The organism is Blautia wexlerae DSM 19850, from assembly GCF_025148125.1.
Lineage (GTDB): Bacteria > Bacillota > Clostridia > Lachnospirales > Lachnospiraceae > Blautia_A > Blautia_A wexlerae.
On sequence record NZ_CP102267.1, the window covers coordinates 3,507,616 to 3,528,092 of the forward strand.

Annotated in this window: 15 protein-coding genes; 1 reads left to right on the forward strand and 14 read right to left on the reverse strand. The window is 41.7% G+C overall.

From position 1 onward, the window contains the following. Positions 1-67 precede the first annotated feature (67 nt). The 7 genes from NQ550_RS22955 to malQ form a co-directional block, all read right to left on the reverse strand. Complete coding sequence (locus NQ550_RS22955; protein ID WP_008706810.1) at positions 68-220, reverse strand: hypothetical protein; 153 nt, start codon at positions 218-220, stop codon at positions 68-70. Positions 221-408: 188 nt separating this feature from the next. Further along, the gene (locus NQ550_RS16335; RefSeq protein WP_025577598.1) at positions 409-1,593 is read right to left on the reverse strand and encodes an MFS transporter; all 1,185 of its coding nucleotides are present in this window, start codon (positions 1,591-1,593) and stop codon (positions 409-411) included. A gap of 340 nt (positions 1,594-1,933) precedes the next feature. After that, positions 1,934-2,698: a tRNA threonylcarbamoyladenosine dehydratase gene (locus NQ550_RS16340; RefSeq protein ID WP_025577599.1), complete on the reverse strand. Its 765-nt coding sequence runs from the start codon at positions 2,696-2,698 to the stop codon at positions 1,934-1,936. A gap of 326 nt (positions 2,699-3,024) precedes the next feature. Then, on the reverse strand, positions 3,025-3,711 hold the full coding sequence (locus NQ550_RS16345; RefSeq protein ID WP_022381358.1) for a DUF6198 family protein: 687 nt from the start codon (positions 3,709-3,711) through the stop codon (positions 3,025-3,027). 168 nt (positions 3,712-3,879) lie between these two features. After that, the gene (gene pyk, locus NQ550_RS16350; protein WP_025577602.1) at positions 3,880-5,298 is read right to left on the reverse strand and encodes a pyruvate kinase; all 1,419 of its coding nucleotides are present in this window, start codon (positions 5,296-5,298) and stop codon (positions 3,880-3,882) included. A gap of 252 nt (positions 5,299-5,550) precedes the next feature. Continuing rightward, positions 5,551-6,081, reverse strand: a complete 531-nt coding sequence (locus tag NQ550_RS16355) for a DUF3877 family protein (RefSeq protein ID WP_025577603.1) — start codon at positions 6,079-6,081, stop codon at positions 5,551-5,553. Between the two features lie 328 nt (positions 6,082-6,409). Beyond that, positions 6,410-7,915: a 4-alpha-glucanotransferase gene (gene malQ, locus NQ550_RS16360; protein WP_025577607.1), complete on the reverse strand. Its 1,506-nt coding sequence runs from the start codon at positions 7,913-7,915 to the stop codon at positions 6,410-6,412. A 605-nt stretch (positions 7,916-8,520) separates the two neighbouring features. Between malQ and NQ550_RS16365 the strand changes: the two genes are divergently transcribed. Further along, positions 8,521-10,179, forward strand: coding sequence for a glycoside hydrolase family 13 protein (locus NQ550_RS16365; RefSeq protein WP_025581253.1), 1,659 nt, complete (start codon positions 8,521-8,523; stop codon positions 10,177-10,179). Between the two features lie 45 nt (positions 10,180-10,224). On the opposite strand, the gene NQ550_RS16370 is transcribed toward NQ550_RS16365, so the two are convergent. The 7 genes from NQ550_RS16370 to NQ550_RS16400 form a co-directional block, all read right to left on the reverse strand. Continuing rightward, on the reverse strand, positions 10,225-10,506 hold the full coding sequence (locus NQ550_RS16370; protein WP_025581252.1) for a hypothetical protein: 282 nt from the start codon (positions 10,504-10,506) through the stop codon (positions 10,225-10,227). Positions 10,507-10,559: 53 nt separating this feature from the next. After that, a complete protein-coding gene (locus tag NQ550_RS16375) occupies positions 10,560-10,799 on the reverse strand; it encodes a hypothetical protein (RefSeq protein WP_025581250.1) in 240 nt (79 codons plus the stop codon). Between the two features lie 299 nt (positions 10,800-11,098). Then, on the reverse strand, positions 11,099-12,889 hold the full coding sequence (locus NQ550_RS16380) for a flavin reductase (protein WP_025581249.1): 1,791 nt from the start codon (positions 12,887-12,889) through the stop codon (positions 11,099-11,101). A 577-nt stretch (positions 12,890-13,466) separates the two neighbouring features. After that, complete coding sequence (locus NQ550_RS16385; RefSeq protein ID WP_025580646.1) at positions 13,467-14,636, reverse strand: M20 metallopeptidase family protein; 1,170 nt, start codon at positions 14,634-14,636, stop codon at positions 13,467-13,469. 20 nt (positions 14,637-14,656) lie between these two features. Continuing rightward, positions 14,657-16,546: a DNA helicase RecQ gene (gene recQ / locus NQ550_RS16390; protein ID WP_025580644.1), complete on the reverse strand. Its 1,890-nt coding sequence runs from the start codon at positions 16,544-16,546 to the stop codon at positions 14,657-14,659. Positions 16,547-16,571: 25 nt separating this feature from the next. After that, positions 16,572-17,459 (reverse strand): putative ABC transporter permease, encoded by an 888-nt coding sequence (locus NQ550_RS16395; RefSeq protein WP_022380196.1) that lies wholly within the window; start codon positions 17,457-17,459, stop codon positions 16,572-16,574. A gap of 67 nt (positions 17,460-17,526) precedes the next feature. Beyond that, the gene (locus NQ550_RS16400) at positions 17,527-20,475 is read right to left on the reverse strand and encodes a hybrid sensor histidine kinase/response regulator (RefSeq protein WP_025580642.1); all 2,949 of its coding nucleotides are present in this window, start codon (positions 20,473-20,475) and stop codon (positions 17,527-17,529) included. Positions 20,476-20,477 lie beyond the last annotated feature (2 nt).

Sequence of the window (20,477 nt, forward strand, 5' to 3'; positions counted from 1 at the left end):
CCGCTATAAAAGCGCAGAGAAAAAGTATCATCTCTGCGCTTTTATTCTTCCTGTCTGTCTTCATTTTTCATCTGTGCTCTGGTTTTTCTCCAAGCCAGAGCTGTACATTTGCTTCCCGTTCCCTTGCCAGATCACCAATAGTACGGATTCCCTGATTCAGAAGCTTCTGCTCGGAGGCTTTTCCCAGAAATAACAGGTTACGGACAGGAAGTGGCCACATTTTCTCCGGTATTTCGTCCGGGAACAGCGTGTGTACTCTGTCCGTTTCTTTGGATCTCCTCCCACACAGGAGGGAATCTCCCTGAGATCCGGCAGCCCCTGGCTTACCCTTCTGGCTGACTCCCAGGAAAGAAATGCGCTGTTTACATCAATATGAAAAATTAATCGTTCCATACTTTTTAATATATCTCAATCATATTTTTGCAGACTTCCAATCATCTTAATCCCCATTATCATCAACACAGGGAAAATCAGTGCCGCAAAGATTCCAAGTTTCAGATTATCATTCAGTGCTCCTGAAATCATCCCCACATAGGTTGGTCCGGATGAGCATCCCACATCTCCAGCAAGGGCAAGGAGGGCAAACAGGGCTGTTCCGCCACGCTTTACTGAGGCAGCCGCCATGCTGAAGGTTCCCGGCCACATAATACCTACAGACAGACCGCAAACCGCACATCCAAGGATTCCCAACGCAGGTACCGGGATAAATGCGATCATCAGATAGGAAACCATGCACAGAACTGCACTGTATTGCATAAAGCGTTCCAGATTGATTTTATCTCCAAATTTTCCATAAAATGCCCTTGAACTTCCCATAAGAATTGCAAACGCCATGGGACCTGCCAGATCTCCGATAGTTTTATTGATTCCAAAGCTTTTCTCAGCCAGAGTAGAAGCCCACTGGCTTACCGCCTGCTCACTGGCTCCTGCACAGAGCATCATTAACATCAGAACCCAGAAGATTTTTTTCTTAAAAAGCTCTCCCATAGTCAGCCCCTTTTCACCCTCATCCAGCAGTGGAGCAATGGGAACTCTGGTAAAAAAGATTCCATTTGCAATGGGAATCAATGCCCACACCAGCGCCATATATTTCCAGTTTGCAATCCCGAAAATACGAAAGAATAATGTAGAAAGAAGTACCACTCCCACATGTCCCCAACAGTAAAAGGAATGAAGGAGACTCATTGCTTTTTCCTTATTATCTGTAGGGCAGGCTTCCACCACAGGACTTACCAGCACCTCCAGCAATCCGCCTCCGATGGCATAGATCATAACTGCAATGAGAAGTCCCACAAACGGATCTCCCAGGCACTCCGGCAATACTGTGAGCAAAATCAGACCTGCAGCCGCCATTGCATGTGCCAGGATCATAGATGCACGATAACCTATTCTGTCCACAAATCCAATCGATGCCAGATCTACCAGCAACTGAATCCCGAAATTAAAAGTAACCAGAAGTGTGATCTTCTGCAGCGAAATCCCGTAACTGCCCTGAAATGTCAGAAACAGCAGAGGAACGAAATTGTTCACAATGGCCTGCACTACATATCCGATAAAACAGGCCTGCACTGTTCTGTTGTAATTTGTTTTCATTCGATATGATATCCTCCAATCTGAAATTTATTAGTTACTGAGAACGGAGTAAGCAGTAACAATTTATTACGCTGATATCGTTCAGGCATTCTCATTCACCAAATTCTGCACCTTCACAGTTCTATCAATCAATAATGACAGTGTATCACAGATTCTTTCTTTTTTCTTTCATTATATTTTGAAAATCCTATAAATTTTTATGTTATTTTGACTTTTTCTCATATAACAATTCTATACACTCTAACAGGTAATCCATCAATCCAATTCAAAATATTTCCCGCAAAAAAAGATGTGTACCATACCATTTCTGACACCATACACATCTCAAAATAAACACTTCTTATCTTCTGTACTCCGCAGTCAGGTCTTTAATAACCTCTCCTGCAATAATCAGCCCGACGACAGACGGCACAAAGGCCACACTGCCCGGAATATCTCTGCGCTCCGTACACTTATGCGCAGCACCCGGAGGACAAATACAATGCGACCTGCAGCTGATCGCCATATCTTCAATTGGTCTGATCGGCTGTTCCTCTGAATAAACAACCTTCAGTTTCTTCACACCACGCTTCTTCAGCTCTCTACGCATAACCTTCGCCAGCGGACACACCTTCGTCTTATAGATATCCGCCACCCGAAACGCACTGGCATCCAGCTTATTTCCGGCACCCATACTGCTGATAACAGGAGTCCCTGCCTCCTTTGCACGCATGATCAGTTCAATCTTCGCAGTCACTGTGTCCACAGCATCTACCACATAATCATACTCACTAAAATCGAAATCAGCAGCATTCTCCGGAAGATAAAAACAGTTATGGATTCTCACATCTGCTTTCGGATTAATGTCCAGGATCCTGTCCCGCATCACCTCTGTTTTATATTGACCAACAGTTTTCCTGGTGGCAATAATCTGTCTGTTAAGATTCGTCAGGCATACTTTGTCATCATCGATCAGATCAAAGGTCCCCACACCGCTTCTGACCAATGCTTCACATACATATCCTCCAACCCCTCCGATTCCAAACACTGCCACACGGGAGTTCTCCAGTTTATTCATTGCTTCTTTTCCCAGAAGAAGCTCTGTTCTTGAAAATTGATTCAACATAATATCTCCATTTCATTCGGTATTGACCGACTATCTGCCTGCCTTTCTTCTACTTCATTATTTCTGGTCTGTTCTGCTTTGCTGCCTGTAATGTAAGCAGCTCTGCATGCCAGAAACAAAAAAACAAGGAGCAGAAACCAAAGCCAGAGCTTTCTTTTGTTTTTTATGAGCAACCGTTTCATAATCTGCATCACTATTCCTTAATATATTATTTTCAGATACCAGAGTTGCAACATACTTCCATCACAGATTTCTTATGATATCTTTACTTCTATAATGCGTCAAGTATATCATAGAAAGAAAAATCCTGCAATGAAGAAACTCTGTTACTGTACATGAAGTGAACAGTGCTGAGTGAAATTCACAAACCGGAAGTGCTTATCCATCTCATCACCAATCAATCCAATTACTTTTCCCATGGTAAATGCCGCCATCACTGTTCCGATTCCCAGTCCGTTGATATGCCCCAGAATCAGCCCTGTCATACAGGCAGTAATCATCAGACAGATCACATCAAAAGAAACCTTGATCTTAGAATATTTCACCTTTATAATCTCTGACAGTTCACGAGGAAACAGATCTGTAGGAATAATCGGCAGACCGCATCTGTTAGAAAGTGCGATCCCTATACAGATCAGCAGATAACTGATCACAAAATATAACACTCTGAGTGGAATTGTCTTTGGCAGGATATTGATCCATGCCTCATTAACATCCAAAAACTCACTGAATGCAAATCCAACCAGAAAACTGCACAGATAAGCAGGTACAAATTTTTTTCTCAGTATCATCAGACTTAAGATCAGAAGTGCCTGAAAAATATAAGTCCATGTTCCCAGTGTAATTACCGGAAATACTTTTTCAAATGCATAAGGAACACTGGATATGGCAGATATTCCTGAACCAGAATACAGCATCAGAATAACAGCAAGACTGTTGATCATGACTGCTATCACCAATGCCAGCTCTCCTCTGAAAATATGTCTCGAATCTTCTTCCTCATTTGTTTTCATAACAATTCTCTCCTCTAACACAAGCAAGGGACTGCTGTCAGAAAATATTTTCTGTCATACTTTTCTGACGGCAGACCCCTGTGTCTTTTACATCTTATATTTTCTGAAAATACTATTTTTTATCGAATCAGGCAAGTTTCCCACTTCAACTACTGATATTTTCCTGACTTACTCAACCGTGCAGACGCGGATCAGGTTTGTTCTTCCCGGAATTCCAAGCGGTACACCACCGGCAAATACAATAGTGTCGCCAACTTTTACAAGTTTATGCTTCTGTGCTGCTTCGATTGCTCTCAGGCAAAGGATCTCAGAACTGTATTCTTCCTTGATCAGCATCGGGTAAACACCCCAGGACAGATTCAGCTGGCGAAGAACTCTCTCAGAGCTTGTACATGCACCGATCAGACATCCTGGTCTGTGTTTGGACATCATATGAGCTGTACTTCCGGATTTTGTCACTGCAAGGATTGCACTGGCCTTCAAGTCGATTGCGGTCAGACAGGTTGCATGTGCGATTGCATTTGTAATATCCGGATTCTCATTTCTGTCTGTTTTCTTAAAGATTGTATTGTAATCAATATTCTGCTCCATATGTTCTGCAATACGGCTCATCATCTGAAGTGCCTGTACCGGATATTTACCAGCTGCGGTTTCTCCTGAAAGCATAGTTGCACTTGTTCCCTGAAAAATCGCATTGGCAACGTCTGTAGCCTCTGCACGGGTTGGTCTCGGATGAGAGATCATGGAGTCAAGCATCTGTGTTGCTGTAATAACCGGTTTTCCTGCTGTGTAAACTTTCTGGATGATTTTCTGCTGGATAACAGGTACATATTCCGGCGGGATCTCAACACCCATGTCACCTCTGGCGATCATGATGCCATCTGCTGCTTCAATAATCTCGTCGATATTGTCAACGCCCTGTTGGTTCTCAATCTTTGCAATGATCTGAATCTCTTCACCGCCGTTTTCTTTCAGGATTTTTCTTACTTCGCGGATATCGTTTGCAGTACGTGTAAAAGATGCTGCAACGAAATCAAATCCTTCCTGGATACCGAAGAGAAGATCATCATGGTCTTTTTTACTGATGAATGGCATCTTCAGGTTTGCACCCGGAACATTGACACCCTTCTTGTCGCCAATCACACCTGCATTAATAACCTTGCAGACAATGTCCTTTCCTGAGATGTCCTGAACCTCCAGGTCTACAAGTCCATCATCAACCAGAATATGTCCACCCGGCTGCACATCCTTATAAAGCTCTTTATAAGTAATGCTTACGCACTCATTAGTTCCTTCAATATCTTTATTTGTAAATGTAAAAATCTGTCCTTCTTCCAGAGAAACCTTGCCATCCTTGAAGCATCCAAGTCTGATCTCCGGTCCCTTTGTATCAAGAAGTGCTGCAACAGGTCTGTCATATTTCTTGCGAAGTTCTCTCAGTTTCTGGATACGGCCTCTCTGCTCATCGTGAGGTCCATGTGAGAAGTTGAAACGTGCTACGTCCATTCCCTCTCTCACAAGCTGCTCCATAACATCGCCCTTATCAGTAGACGGTCCCATTGTACAGATAATTTTGGTTTTTCTCATTTAATCTTTCCCTCCAAACTGTCAACTCAATTTTATCTATTTTATTCCTGTAAAATAATGTAATAAAATGTTACCTGTTTCTATAAATGAAAACATTAAATCAAATAAAAATTACCATTATTGAGACTATCTGTCAATATAGAATTTCGACTTATTTTTGTTGATATTTGACAAAAAAATAACATACTTTTGTTGCAAATATCACATATATTTTTGCTGATCCGACAGTTGGAAAATTTTCACTCATTCTTATCAGAATCCAAAATCTGCATAGTCTTCCGGCAGAAATCTGTGGTAAATGATATGGCATCCTTCATCTTTAAAACAATAATAATAAGGATCTGATCCGTCATCAAAGCGGATCATCACATCAAACTCCTCGTTATCCATTGGTTCAGTAATGATTTTATCTGAATAAGAATGGAACAGTTCTTTAATTTCATCTATCGTACATCCATGTCTGCCAACCAGTTCGATCAATGCCTTGATGAATTCATTCTCTTTCATATTATTATGTACATATTCGGAAGCTTTTTCCGAAACAGTGAAGCAGAAACGATCTCCTCTGTGTGATACTGCTACTTCACCAAATTTCTCTTTTATATAAGAAGGAAAATCTTTTAAAATCTCCATCATGCCTGCAGCATCCGTCTCATTGCCAAAGAAATGATTCAGGGAACTGAGCGGATAATAAAGGCTGATCTTCTCCTTCATATATCCAAGCTTCGCCTGTTCCTCTTTGATCACATCAATCAGACTGTTTTCTAATCTGTTATAGTTCATTTATGTTCCCTCCTGAAAATCTGTTCTTTTGTTTTTTCTGGTTAATATTTTATCAGACATTGCCCGAAAATCAATGCATTTCTTTTTCAATTGTACGCCCGTCAAAACAATTTCAATGTTTTCTTTTTCATACAAAAATAAAGACCTTGCGAAACTGTCCTTTTTTCCCTCTGACAAATGACTCTGACTGGATAAAACAAAACAGATAAAACCAACCACTTCGTTGCTTTTTTTACCAAATAACTGCTTGATTCGGTTAAAAAAACAGCGTTCCGAATATTATTTATATCCGAAACGCTGTCATTATTCCAATTATTTCATTATGTATTTAATCCCAGTTCTTACGTCCGTAACGAAGTGTCACATCATAGATTTCCTTCTGGAGTTTCTTTGTAAGATCTCTCTTCTTGATTCTCCACTTCCAGTTCGTACCAACTGTAGATGGTTTATTCATTCGGAATCTGTTGTCCAGTCCCATATAGTCCTGCATTGGGATAACGCAGACACGCGCAGCACTGCGCATGATCAGACTGATGAAACATTTATACAGTTCTTCTTCCGGTGTTGCATGATCACACAGATAATCTCTCGCCAGTTTTCTCTCAGCTGCTGTGATGCTATTCCACCATCCCACGATAGTTTCATTATCATGGGTTCCTGTATATGCCACGCAGTTCTCCGGATAATTATGTGGCAGATAATCACTGGCACATCCGGAATCTCTGGAGTCAAACGCAAATTCCAGAACCTTCATTCCCGGGAAGCCGCTCTCATATACCAGATGACGTACGGAATCTGTCATATATCCCAAGTCCTCCGCGATAACCTGCTTCCATCCAAGCGCCTGTTCAATCTTACGGAACAGATCAATTCCGGGACCCTTTTCCCAGTGTCCGCCTCTTGCATCTTTATCTCCGTATGGAATAGAGAAATATTCATCAAATCCACGGAAATGATCGATTCGCACAACATCATACAGTCTGAAGCAATAACTCATTCTGGAAATCCACCACTGATATCCTATATTTCTGTGATAATCCCAGCGATATAACGGATTTCCCCATAACTGACCGGTTGCAGAAAATCCATCCGGAGGGCATCCTGCTACTGCCAGTGGTACATTATCCTGATCCAGCTGGAACAGCTCCGGATGCGCCCATGCATCAGCACTGTCCATGGCAACATAAATCGGAATATCTCCAATGATCTGGATTCCTTTTGAATTTGCATAGGATTTCAGTTTCATCCACTGCTCATAGAACTTAAACTGCATATACTGCTGGAATTCAATATCAAAATAGAGTTCTTCACGATAATAATCCATGGCATTGTTCCAGCGGAGTCTGATATCCTCAGCCCATTTGGTCCATTCTACACCTTCGAAACGGTCTTTTACTGCCATAAACAGAGCATAATCTGACAGCCACCATCTGTTCTCTGCTACGAATTTCTGATAGTCAGGATTCTTGCTGATATCACTGTTCTCGTATGCTTTTCTCAGAAGAGGATAACGGCCTTTGTAGATTTTTTCATAATCTACCTCATCAGGCTTCTTTCCCCAGTTAACTTTCTCGCAGTCTTTCTTATCAAGAACTCCTTCTTCCACAAGTGTATCCAGATCAATAAAATATGGATTACCTGCAAATGTAGAGAAAGACTGATATGGAGAATCTCCATAGCTGGTCGGTCCCAATGGCAGAATCTGCCAGTAAGTCTGTCCGGCTTCCTTTAACCAGTCTACAAATTCATATGCACTTTTGGAAAAACATCCGATGCCATAGTCTGATGGAAGACTGCTGATCGGCATTAATATTCCTGCTGCTCTTTTTCCCATGATTCTTGTCTCCTTCGTGATTTTTCACTCTTACCGCTTATATTTCTCCAATTGATCCACAATCTGGTATCAACGTTGCTATAAGCAGCATTTTATATACCTTATGCGCAATTGTTTTTTTTATTATACTTATTTTTTGTGCAAATTGCAATATAGTTTTCGTAACAACTTTTTTTTCGTGAAAATCACCAGTTATTGTTCTCTCCATGGCCATCCGCATGATTCGTAATGTACTGAATTTGTGCTAATTCGACTGGTAGTTTCTTTTTCTCCAGTTTTGTTGTATTCATTTCAAAAACCTCCCTCTTGATAAATCATTTCTATGATTTACAGCAATTCCATCATAACATGGCGCCACATAAAACACTATCTGTGTTTTCCGGTGTCTTTCATTCCAGATTGCCTGCGGCAATGGAATTTTGGCTTGTATGTCTCGGGATTTTGGCATATTCATGCCAAAACACCTCGCGGAATAGTGGTGTGTGAACAGTAACTCCGTACTTGTTAAGGAAGTAATAATCTCATTTTCTTTATTGCGTTTTTTTGCACAATACAATATAATAATTTCAGAGTTTATTTATGCAAAAAGACGAAAGGATGTACATATGAAACACAAAAAAGACTGGTATAAAGATCTGGTGATCTACCAGATTTACCCAAGAAGTTTTAAAGATGGCAACAATGATGGAATCGGTGATCTGAAGGGAATGATTGAGAAGCTGGATTATCTGAAGGAGCTTGGCATCAATGCAGTATGGATGTCTCCTGTCTATGCTTCTCCGAATGTGGATAACGGTTACGATATTTCTGATTACTTCGCGATCATGGAAGAATTCGGAACTATGGAAGACTGGGATGCTTTCCGCGACGGTGCGCATGAACGCGGTATCGCCATTATCATGGATCTGGTTCTGAACCATTCTTCAGATAAACATAAATGGTTCCGGGAATCAAAGAAATCCCGCAATAATCCTTACAGTGATTACTATATCTGGCGTGATCCTGCACCGGACGGAGGCGCACCCAACTGCTGGATGTCCGTATTTGGCGGAAGTGCCTGGGAATATGTTCCTGAACGTGGACAATACTATCTCCATTTCTTTGCTAAAGAACAACCGGATCTGAACTGGGATAATCCGGAAACTAAAGAGAAAATTTTTGATATTATCCGTTTCTGGAATGAGAAAGGTGTTGACGGATATCGCATTGATGCCATCAGTTATCTTGACAAAGGACTGGACGGACGTGCAGATATGAATGAACCCATTGGTACTGTAGCGTGTGTAAATCTGGAGGGAACCCACCGCTACATCCGTGAAATGGTTGCAGAAACAATGACTCCCGACAATCTGATGAGTGTAGGAGAAGTTAATATCAACAATGAACAGGATGCCATCAACTATTCCAGCGCAGCAAGCAAAGAATTTAATATGGCTATTCCATTTGTCCCTCCGATTGTTGAAATCCAGACATGGTCACCAGAGAAAATGAAACGTGATCTTAAGAAAGATTATGAAATCCTGAAAAAAGACGGATGGTGGGCAAGATTTTTAAGTAATCACGACAAACCGCGTCAGGTTTCCCTTTACGGAAATGACAGAGAATTCTGGTCAGAATCTGCAAAAATGCTGGCATGTTATCTGCACACACTTCCCGGTACCCCCTTTGTTTTCCAGGGCGAAGAATTGGGAATGACCAATGTTGCCTTCCCATCTATCGATGATTACAATGACATTGATACCCGCAATTATTATAAAACCATGATCGAACAGGGAGCTTCTCCTGAAGAAGCACTGGCAGAATCCAGAAGTATCAGCCGTGATAATGCAAGAACGCCTATGCAGTGGAACGACAGTCCAAACGGCGGATTTTCTGAGCATACTCCGTGGCTGGGTGTCAATCCAAACTACAAACTCATTAACGCAGAAAGCCAGATGAATGATGACTCTTCCGTTTTCAGATTCTACCAGAATCTTATCGCACTACGCAAAAAACACCCGATAATGGCTCATGGAGATTTCAAACTCTGCTGCCCGGAAGAGGGACCGGTTATCGCCTACACCAGAAGCTGGCAGAACGAGACATGGCTGGCAGTGCATAATTTCTCTGCATCCATGCAGAAATTCCATTATGGCGCTGAAGATATTGAATTATCGTGCAACACTCCCGTAATCATTTCCAATTACGGAGAAAATGAAGTTGAATACGGAATTGGAACACTTGTACTCAAACCTTACGAAACTGTTGTGTTCCAGTTACATTAAGCAACTTCATCAATACAGACAGTAAAAAGCAGAACCATTGAATCACTATCCCTCAATGGTTCTGCTGCTTTTTTGTATTTGTTTTTCATTTATTTGACTGCCATTACTTTGCATTTCTTTTTGTAAAATGCAATACCGTACTTCAAGTGCTTCTCCATTCTCAGAAACAGTTTTCTTAAAATATTCCATAATCTGTGTCAGAAAAATATTACGTATTTCCATATTAGGAATGGTAAACATGAACGTATTTGTATCTTTTCTTCCAGTCTGTGTGAGATATCCCGTAGTAAAAAGAACACTCCACAGGTTTTCAATCGAAGCATACATATCCTGATATGTCAGTTCCTGATAAATCTCCTTTACAATTGTTTCTCCTGCTATCAGTTTCTCAATTTCCTTTCTGACCGTTCCTTATCAGTCTCCTGAATAAAGCGTTTCACTGCTTCATTACTGCTAGTATTAGACCAGTAATTCTGTGGCTGCGCCATATTGTTTATACGCAATTCATCACAATAATTTATCACATCCCAGGGACAGTAAACCTCTACATTTCCAAACCGATATCCGTCATACCACATTTTTATTTCATCATAATGCTCAGAAAGTTCATAATATTCCAATATATTCTTTTTGGAAGTTTCTTTTTAATTTGTTTCAATAGACACACTTCCCTTTATATTTGATATATTAAACTCTAACTTTCATAAAGTGTAACATATTGTTATTGAATTCGTCTATCAAAATTTCTTTACATTCCATAATGTTTCTATTAATACTGGAGCAAAAATAGAGATTGCCAGCTATTTAATAACCACTGACAATCTCTATTTTTTATTTTATCAATCAGATCACTCTGAAATCTCAACAATTATTCATATAACAGAATGCCACTCTTTAGCAGTTTAACAAGAGAAATCTTTCATCCAATTGGCTCGAAGTCTACAGCTCCATGTTTACACAGTGGGCAGATATAATCTTCCGGAAGTTCATCACCTTCGTAGATATATCCGCAGACTTTACATACAAATCCTTTCTTACCTTCTATTTCAGGTTTCGGTTTTACATTTTTCTGATAATAGGTGTAGCTCATTGTCTCCTGGTCACTTACCACGCGGGCTTCTGTCACACTGCAGATGAACATTCCGTGAGTTCCCAGATCTACATACTGCTCTACTTTCAGGGACATAAATGCGTTGATATATTTGTCCAGGAATATCAGTCCGTTATCAGAACGATTCACCTTCTGTCCCGCAAATTTATCCACGCTTCTTCCACTCTGGAAACCAAACTGTTCAAATACAGAGAACGGAGCTTCTACAGAGAGACAGTTTACATTCATCACCTCTGTCTGCTTGATAACATGGTGAGAATAATTTGCCTTATTGATATTAACTGCAACACGGAACGGAGAGTCTGTCAGCTGGGTAACTGTGTTGACAATCAGTCCGTTATCCTTCTTACCGTCATTTGATGTCACTACATAGAGACCATAACCAATGCGGAATAATGCTGTCATGTCATTTTTATTTGCCAGTTCATCATTCTTTGCAATATATTCCTTACAAAGCTCGGAAGCCATCGCTTCCATCTGATCTCTGTTTTCCTGATTTACTGCGGACATGATCTTCACTGTGGTGTCCAGCCAGTTGATCTTCTTACATTCAGAAAGCATATTTTTCATTACTTTTGCTGCCAGAGGTGCCCAGGAACCGTTTTCAATAAGACCTACCGTACGGTTCTGAAAATTATGCTCTGCCAGACGGGTAATAAAGTCATTCATAAACGGATAGATTCCTGCATTATAAGTAGTTGTTGCCAGTACCAGCTTACTGTAGCGGAATGCATCGCTGAGTGCCTGAGACATATCATCTCTTGCCAGATCATAAACAACTACTTTCGGACATCCCTTGCTCTTTAATTTCTCCACAAACTGATTGACTGCATCTTTGGTATGTCCGTATACAGAAGTATATGCAACTACGATTCCTTCTTCCTCCGGTGTGTAAGAGGACCAGGTATCATAGAGGCTGATATAATGTCCCAGATTTTCTGTAAGTACCGGACCATGTAACGGACAGATGATCTGAATATCCAGAGTAGCTGCTACTTTCAGAAGTCTCTGTACCTGTGCGCCATATTTACCAACAATACCGATAAAGTATCTTCTTGCTTCATCATCCCAGTTTTCTTCCACATCCAGAGCACCGAACTTACCAAATCCATCTGCCGAAAAAAGAACTTTATCTGTGCTGTCATAAGTCACCATAACCTCCGGCCAGTGTACCATTGGCGCAAATACAAAAGTAAGATTATGATTTCCCAGACTCAGTGTAGAACCATTCTCTACTTCCAGTTTCTGCCCTTCCAGATCCAGTCCGAAGAAATTCTTGATCATTACAAATGTCTTCGCATTGGCTACTACTGTAGTGCCGGGATATACTTCCAGAAAGTTCGCTACATTTGCTGCATGGTCAGGCTCCATATGCTGAACGATCAGATAGTCCGGCTTACGTCCGCCCAGTGCCTGTTCAAGATTATCCAGCCATTCATGTTTGAAATTGGCATCTACAGTATCCATAACTGCAACCTTGTCATCCAGAATCACATAGGAATTATATGCCATTCCGTTTGGCACTGCATACTGTCCCTCAAACAAATCTACCTGATGGTCATTAACTCCGACATATTTAATGGTATCTGTAATCTTCATATTTCTGCCCTCAATTCTTTCTTTATAGTATATCGTCTGTCCGTTACTATTCAGCAATCTGCTATCACTCAACGTTAATAAGTTATAGTTGCTATGCATTCTTAATTTGTTTATGTTTTTATATTATACTATTTTAATCCAATTTTCAAGTCCTTTTGGTAATTTTTTTCATTTATTTATAAGATTTTGTTATTGTTCACACACCACTGTCCCGCGAGATGTTTTGGCATGAATATGCCAAAATCCCGAGACATACAAGCCAAAATTCCATTGCCGCAGGCAATCTGGAATGAATTTTGGCTACGTTACTGTGAACGGAGTGAACAGTAACGAGATTTTTCATAGAGTCAGGTGGATATCCTCAATTGAAGCAGGGCTTACTTAATTTGGTCAATTTACAGTATTCTCTGAAATTATTACGAGTATACTCAAAAAACAGCAGAACAGATACAAATTATCCATCCTGCTGACGTTCCTTCCATAGCAATCTGCGTAAATAATACATTGATCCAGTTCAGTAGAATTTCACGCTCTGCTGAACCACATCACCATTCATTATTTTCCAAAATTGCAATACTCATAATGTAGTTATAATCTTATACAATGCTTCCACGCTGTACGGCAGTATCCTCTCATCCAATTGAAATTTCGGATGATGCAGAGGATGATTTTCTCCTGGTATTCCTGCAAGAAATACTGTGAAAAGTCCTCTGGTTTCTCTGAAATATCTGTATGCATTATCACCTGAAAGAAACAGCTCATCTTCTCCTTCCAGGACAAACTTATCCCCGAATACTTCTTCACCCACTGCCTTTGCTGTCTCTGTAAGTTCCTCATCATTGGCAAACGCATATACCGGATCTTTTGGAAATTCCATACGGATCTGTGTGCCAGTCTGCTTTTCAATTTCCTGCAGATTTCTCTCCAGCTCGTGCTCAAGTGCCATGTAAGTTTCTTCATGAACTGCGCGTATATTTCCGTTTAATACCACATGGTCTGCAATAATATTCGTATATTCACCGCCATGGATCGTACCCGTACCCACAATATATTTTCCTGCATCCGGATGCTGTTTTCCAAAACTTTCATTCAGATTATGAATGGCACTTATCACTTGAGCAGCTGCATAAATTGCATCAATCCCCTTATCCGCTTCACACCAGTGACTGGATTTTCCATGAACATGAATCTGCATACTGTTGATCATGGAAGATGCCTGTCCCCGATGCACTGCCATCCCAAATGTCATATCCGCTGCGTAATGAAACATCAGAAATGCATCTGCTTTCGGATTCTCTAATGCTCCGGCCTGAAGCATTCTTTTTGCACCTTCACCAATCTCCTCTGCAGGTTCAAAAAGGAACCGGAGCCTGACCGGAAAACTTTCCTGCATTCTTTGCTCTTCTGCCACAATTTTTGCAAGGATCAGTGCTGCTGCCAGGATCATATCGTGACCGCAGGCATGCATACATCCCTGATTTACTGATGCATATGGTAGATTTGTCTGCTCCTGTATGGGCAATGCATCCATCTCCGCCCTGAGTACAACCAGTTTCTCCCTGTTTCTCAGAGATGGAAGTTCCGCGATCAATCCTGTAGGTTCTATCGGCACAATCTCATATCCCAGTTTCTCCAGATATTTCCGGATATATGCAGACGTCTCCACTTCCTGAAGTGCCAGCTCCGGATGTTGATGAAAGTAATGTCTCAATGTGATTAATTCTTCCGTATATTTTTCTATATTCATCTGTTTTCCAACCTTTGTTCTCAGGGATTACCATTTTCATCTTCCGACATACTCAAAACCGCATTCGGACGTTCCAGGCAGAACTTCTGTATCTCTTCCAGAAATCTCTGACCGTATTTCTTTAGCTTATTCTCGCCCACACCGGAAACCTCCAGCATTTCTTCTTCATTTGACGGACATTTGATGCACATATCTATCAGCGTCTTATCACTGAACACGATATATGGAGGCATGGCTTCCTCTTTTGCAATTTGCAGACGAAGTTTCCGCAGGGCTTCAAATAAATCGTAACCTGCTGCCGTAAGCGCATCTGTACTGCGTTTTCTGACAGATTTCTGGGGCTTTTTCTTTTTATCCGGTTCTTTTTCCTCGTAAGTACGCATGATCACGTGAGTATTTTCATCTCTTAGCGGAGAAATATCGCCCAGTTTCAGCACACTGTAACGTTCCTGTGTCTGATAGAGATATCCCATCTCAGTCATCTGGCTGATCAGTGCCCTGAGTTCTGCCTCACTGTGATCATTCAATGCTCCATAAGATTTATACTTATCTGCTCCAAGCTCCCTCAACCGGGCTCTCTTAGCCCCCAGCAAAGTACCAAGCACAATTGTCAGTCCATACCTTCCTCTCGTCTCAGCTACACAGTTCACTACCCACTTCGCCTCTCTGGTCATATCTGTCTCATGGTATTCTCTGTGGCAATTTCCACAATTATCACAGGGACCGAAGGTCTTTTCACCGAAATACTCCAGAATATAATTTCGCAGACATCCTGTTGTTTTACAATATCCTTCCATGATCTGAAGCCTTCGTATATCCCGCTGACGAATGAGAAATTCATCCTCTTCATCCACATCGGAAAAATCTTTGTTATCCAGAAGCATTCGGTCGATCATAACATCCTGTGCAGAAAACAATAGAACGCACTGGGAATTCTCTCCGTCACGCCCTGCACGTCCTGCCTCCTGATAATAATTCTCCATACTCTGCGGCATATTGTAATGGATCACATATCTCACATTGGATTTATCAATCCCCATTCCAAATGCATTTGTTGCAATAATAACGGGGGTTCTGTCGTAAATGAAATCATCCTGATTCTTTTTTCTGGTTTCATTATTCAGTCCTGCATGATATCTGGTAACAGCAACTCCTTTTTGGAAAAGCAGTTCAAAAAGATTGTCCACATTTTTTCTTGTAGAGCAGTAAATAATCCCGCTCTCTGTTGGATGTCTGTCTATGTAATCCATCACAAAATCGTCTTTTCGCCGGATATTTTCCACGCTGTAATATAAATTCTTTCTATCAAACCCGGTAATCACTACTTTCGGATCTTCCAGATTTAAAGTACAGAGAATGTCGTTCTTTACTTCCTCTGTTGCAGTTGCGGTAAAAGCACTGACGATCGGACGACCGGGAAGATTTTTTACAAAGTCTACGATTTTGACATAGCTTGGTCTGAAATCCTGGCCCCACTGTGAAATACAATGTGCCTCATCCACTGTCACCATGGAAATCTCCACCTGTCTGGCAAATTCCAGAAACTCATAATTTTCCAGACGTTCCGGTGCAACATAAATAATTTTGTATCTTCCTCCTGCTGCCAGGTACAACGCCTTGCTAATCTGACTTTCCGACAGTGAAGAATTGATAAATGCGGCATGTATTCCCGCTTCATTCAAAGCCTTTACCTGATCCTGCATCAGTGAGATCAGAGGAGAAATTACAATCGTAATTCCTGACAGCATCAGTGCCGGTACCTGATAACAGATGGATTTTCCGGCTCCTGTCGGCATGATTGCAAGCACATCCCGGTGTTCCAGAATGGACTCCACAACACTCTCCTGCCCTTCTCTGAATGTATCATATCCAAAATAAGTCTTTAAGGTCTGTACTGCCTGTCTGTTCACCTGAAGCCTCCCTCTGCATTTTAATCTATTTTAATCTCTTTTTCAGCTCCTGAATCAGTTCGGAATAGTCTCTGTGCTGCATCTTCGGAAATGCCTTGATGATACGCCCCTGACCGACAACGGTATGATTGGTAATAGAGCTGGACAGTTCCTCAAACTGAGCCTGAAGCTCCGCTCTTTTTATACGAAGCATTTCGATAGATTTTTCTCGCTGTGCGGCAGTTGCATCACGCAGTTCTGCTGCTGCAAGAGTTGCCTGAACCTTTCCTTCTCCCACTTTCTGTGCTGTGCCAATCGTAGTCGTAGCCAGTGTATCACTCAGTTTATCACTTACAATTCTCAAATCTGAGCGAACCTTATCCAGTCTGGTAAGCTTTTTATTCAGTCCCTGGATCACTGCTACCGTCACAATAAAATCTGTCAGATACACAGCATACAAAACTGCTATCACAATCCACTCCCAGGTTGCAGGTGTATGTAACGCATGTGCCTCTACATACTTCTGGAAAACTTTTACTACCATAACGATAGCCAGTCCCCAGATCAGAGAAAACTCCAGGCAAATGTAGCCATGAAAATTAAAGGGTTTATCTGAATAATCCCACCATCTTGCGTGGAAACACACATCCAGCAGCCAGCCTGCAACCAACTCCACCGCAGTTGCCAGAACAATTCCAAACACAAAAATCATTCCATCACTCATCTGACGCCCGCTGCCCTGAATTGTATTGAGCAAAGCAAAAACAGAAAGCACCCCAAATCCATATACCGGGCAGACCGGTCCATTCAGGAAACCTCTGTTTATAACTTTTCCCAACGCTACTGCATGAAAAATAACTTCAACAACCCAGCCGCCAAAAGAATAAATAAGAAAATACAGACATATCTGAAAATACGTCATTCCACAAATCATTCGTTGCTCCTCCTTGCTTTCATCAAACCACTTTTCATATCCCATTATCACAGTTCAAACAGAAAACTTACCCCAGACTGTTTTGTAATGTACTGATCAATTCCTCTATAACAATTGGTTTGGATAGAAATCCATCCATACCACATGCCAGTGCTTTCTTTCTGTCTTCGTCAAAAGCATTGGCAGTCATGGCAAGGATCGTAATTCCCGCCAGTGCCGGATCATCCAGTGAACGGATCTGCTCAGTAGCCTCATATCCGTTCATTACAGGCATCTGCACATCCATAAGCACCAGATCATAATCACCTGGTCTTGAATTCTTAACCTTCTCCACAGCCTCTGCTCCATCTTCCGCTGTATCAACCTGAAAACCATATTCACTAAGGAGTGCTACTGCAATTTCTCTGTTCAGTTCATTATCTTCCACAAGCAGTATTTGCCTGCCTCTGAAATCTGAATCTGCTGCCGGAAGAATATTATCCTCTGCCCCGGCCTGCTTCTGACCGATAGCAGCCATCAGAGTCTCTCTGATATCTGACATAAACATAGGTTTGGCACAGAACGCAGTCACCCCTGCTGCCCTGGCTTCCACTTCAATATCTGACCAGTCGTAAGCAGTCAGGATAATGATTGGCGTATCATCACCAAGACTGCGGATCTGACGGGTAACTTCAATGCCATTCATATCAGGCAGACGCCAGTCAATGATATAAGCGTGGAATGCATCCCCCATTTCCATAGACTGTCGTGCACGGAGAACAGCCTCCTTACCGGAAAGTGTCCATTCCGAACGCATTCCAACCTTTACAAGCATCTTAGTCACACTGTCACAGGTATTGAAATCATCGTCTACTACCAATGCCTTCAGACCTTCCAGTTCTGCGATTTTCTCTATACGGTGGTTCTCAGGCTGAATCCGCAATGGCAGACGGATAATAAATTCAGTACCTTTGCCCTGTTCTGTTTGAACCTCAATGGTTCCGCCCATCATATCCACGATGTTCTTGGTGATAGCCATGCCCAGTCCTGTACCCTGAGTCCTGCTTACAGTGGAAGTCCGCTCTCTCTCAAAAGGAGAAAATATCTTCTGTACAAATTTTTGACTCATGCCGATTCCGTTATCCTTTACCCGGATTTCGTACAGTTCACAGCCTCTCTGTATACCCGGATACTCTCTCAGCCGGACAGAAACGGTTCCGCCTGCAGGAGTAAACTTGATCGCATTGGACAAAAGATTCAGCAGTACCTGATTCAGCCTGGTCTTGTCACAATAAACATCCTCATTGATAACATCCATGACATCCATGTAAAGCTCTAACTGTTTCGCATGGATCTGTCCGCTGATAATGGTTTTCAGATCATGAAGAACCTCTGACAGACTGACTTCCGTCTCTTCCAGATGGATTTTCCCGCTCTCAATACGGCTCATATCCAGGATATCATTGATCAGTGAGAGCAGATGATTACTGGAGGAAAGAATCTTACCCAGATAATCCCGAACCCTTTCTTTATCATCAATGTTGCTTACAGCCAGTGTGGTAAAACCAATGATCGCATTCATTGGTGTACGGATATCGTGAGACATATTGGAAAGGAAGGTGCTCTTTGCCTTGTTTGCAGTCTCCGCAGCGCGGACCGCCTCAGAAAGGGCCTGATTCATTTTTCTGTCAGAGGTACGATCTGACAGAACCAGGATATATTTCTTTTTCCCGTTTACCTCGCTGCCCATTGCAACGTTATGAAACCAGCGGTGTTCTCCTGTTTTCTGATGAACATATTCAAGATCCCATTCCTGCTGCTCATGAACCTGGATTTCTTCCAAATACTTCTTCTCCGGATCTTCAACGTCCCCGGGATGCAGTTTTCCAAGGACACAAATATCTTTACGAATCTGTTCTACTGTAATTCCCAGCAGTTTTTCCACATTGGGACTGACGTAATCTGCCTGATATGTTTTTGCATCCAGCATCAGGAAAACGTCATCTACATTCATTGACAGCTTTTGAAACAATTCGTCCCTGTACAGGATCTCCGTATCCTTTCTCTTCAGGTTTACCCTGTTTTTCCGGAGAATAATTCCAATAAAAAGACCGGCAATACACACCGCTACTGCACTTACAAGCAGCACAGTGCTACGCTGCAGAACATTCATACTTGCATTGACGATATCAGCCTGGACAAGTCCCAGAAAGATCCAGTCCTGAGGTTTGGATTTCTCATAGACCAGATAGTAATCCTCTCCATCCAGATTTATCAGCATTGCATCTGTATGTCCTTCCTTAAACTCTTCTGAAAGTTTAAGGATCTCTTTTTCAGACATATTGGAATGTTCTCTCAGAATCCCAAAGAAATTATACACCTCTCCCCATGCCTCAGAAGAATGATCCACAACAACACGGCCATCCGGATGAACCACATAACTCTGGGCATTTCCATTGAAAGCAGAAATATTCAGCACATTTACGATATCAGAGTTTTCATAGGCAATGGCAATGGCATCATATTCAAAGCCCTGATAACTTCCATGAGGCCTGGGAGTAGCAAAAACAAGGAGCTGGGATTTTCCGGGAACCGTTGCATTGGTTATCACATCATTTCCCTGCCGGATCTCATCTTCAATATTTTCCTGCAATCCCAGATACCCGGTTTCACCTGTTGCCATCTTATAGTTCCCGTCCGCTGACAGGAAATAAAAATCTAAAAAGCCTGCATCTTCCTGTGCTTTCTCTATATACTCACGAATTTCACTTTCATCGGAAGTGTTCTGCAAATATTCCCCCCATATATGGAGATAAGTCAGATTCTTATTTGTCAGCTCACTTAGCATATTATCAGACTGATGAAAAATTTCTGTCAGGTGAGAAACACTTTCCTCATAAACAGTCTTCGATACAAACCCCAAATATTGGAAAACAGTCAAAAGGATTCCAACAAATAGGGCAATAAGAACTGCTGCATTCCATCGTTTTCTCACAACCCGTTTCTTTCTGTTTGTATTATGATTCTTAACATCCATTC

Bases quoted from the DNA above. Each gene is read 5' to 3' on its own strand.
- NQ550_RS22955 (WP_008706810.1), bottom strand. From the start codon at position 220: ATGTGGCCACTTCCTGTCCGTAACCTGTTATTTCTGGGAAAAGCCTCC.
- NQ550_RS16335 (WP_025577598.1), bottom strand. From the start codon at position 1,593: ATGAAAACAAATTACAACAGAACAGTGCAGGCCTGTTTTATCGGATAT.
- NQ550_RS16340 (WP_025577599.1), bottom strand. From the start codon at position 2,698: ATGTTGAATCAATTTTCAAGAACAGAGCTTCTTCTGGGAAAAGAAGCA.
- NQ550_RS16345 (WP_022381358.1), bottom strand. From the start codon at position 3,711: ATGAAAACAAATGAGGAAGAAGATTCGAGACATATTTTCAGAGGAGAG.
- pyk (WP_025577602.1), bottom strand. From the start codon at position 5,298: ATGAGAAAAACCAAAATTATCTGTACAATGGGACCGTCTACTGATAAG.
- NQ550_RS16355 (WP_025577603.1), bottom strand. From the start codon at position 6,081: ATGAACTATAACAGATTAGAAAACAGTCTGATTGATGTGATCAAAGAG.
- malQ (WP_025577607.1), bottom strand. From the start codon at position 7,915: ATGGGAAAAAGAGCAGCAGGAATATTAATGCCGATCAGCAGTCTTCCA.
- NQ550_RS16365 (WP_025581253.1), top strand. From the start codon at position 8,521: ATGAAACACAAAAAAGACTGGTATAAAGATCTGGTGATCTACCAGATT.
- NQ550_RS16370 (WP_025581252.1), bottom strand. From the start codon at position 10,506: ATGTATGCTTCGATTGAAAACCTGTGGAGTGTTCTTTTTACTACGGGA.
- NQ550_RS16380 (WP_025581249.1), bottom strand. From the start codon at position 12,889: ATGAAGATTACAGATACCATTAAATATGTCGGAGTTAATGACCATCAG.
- NQ550_RS16385 (WP_025580646.1), bottom strand. From the start codon at position 14,636: ATGAATATAGAAAAATATACGGAAGAATTAATCACATTGAGACATTAC.
- NQ550_RS16395 (WP_022380196.1), bottom strand. From the start codon at position 17,459: ATGATTTGTGGAATGACGTATTTTCAGATATGTCTGTATTTTCTTATT.
- NQ550_RS16400 (WP_025580642.1), bottom strand. From the start codon at position 20,475: ATGGATGTTAAGAATCATAATACAAACAGAAAGAAACGGGTTGTGAGA.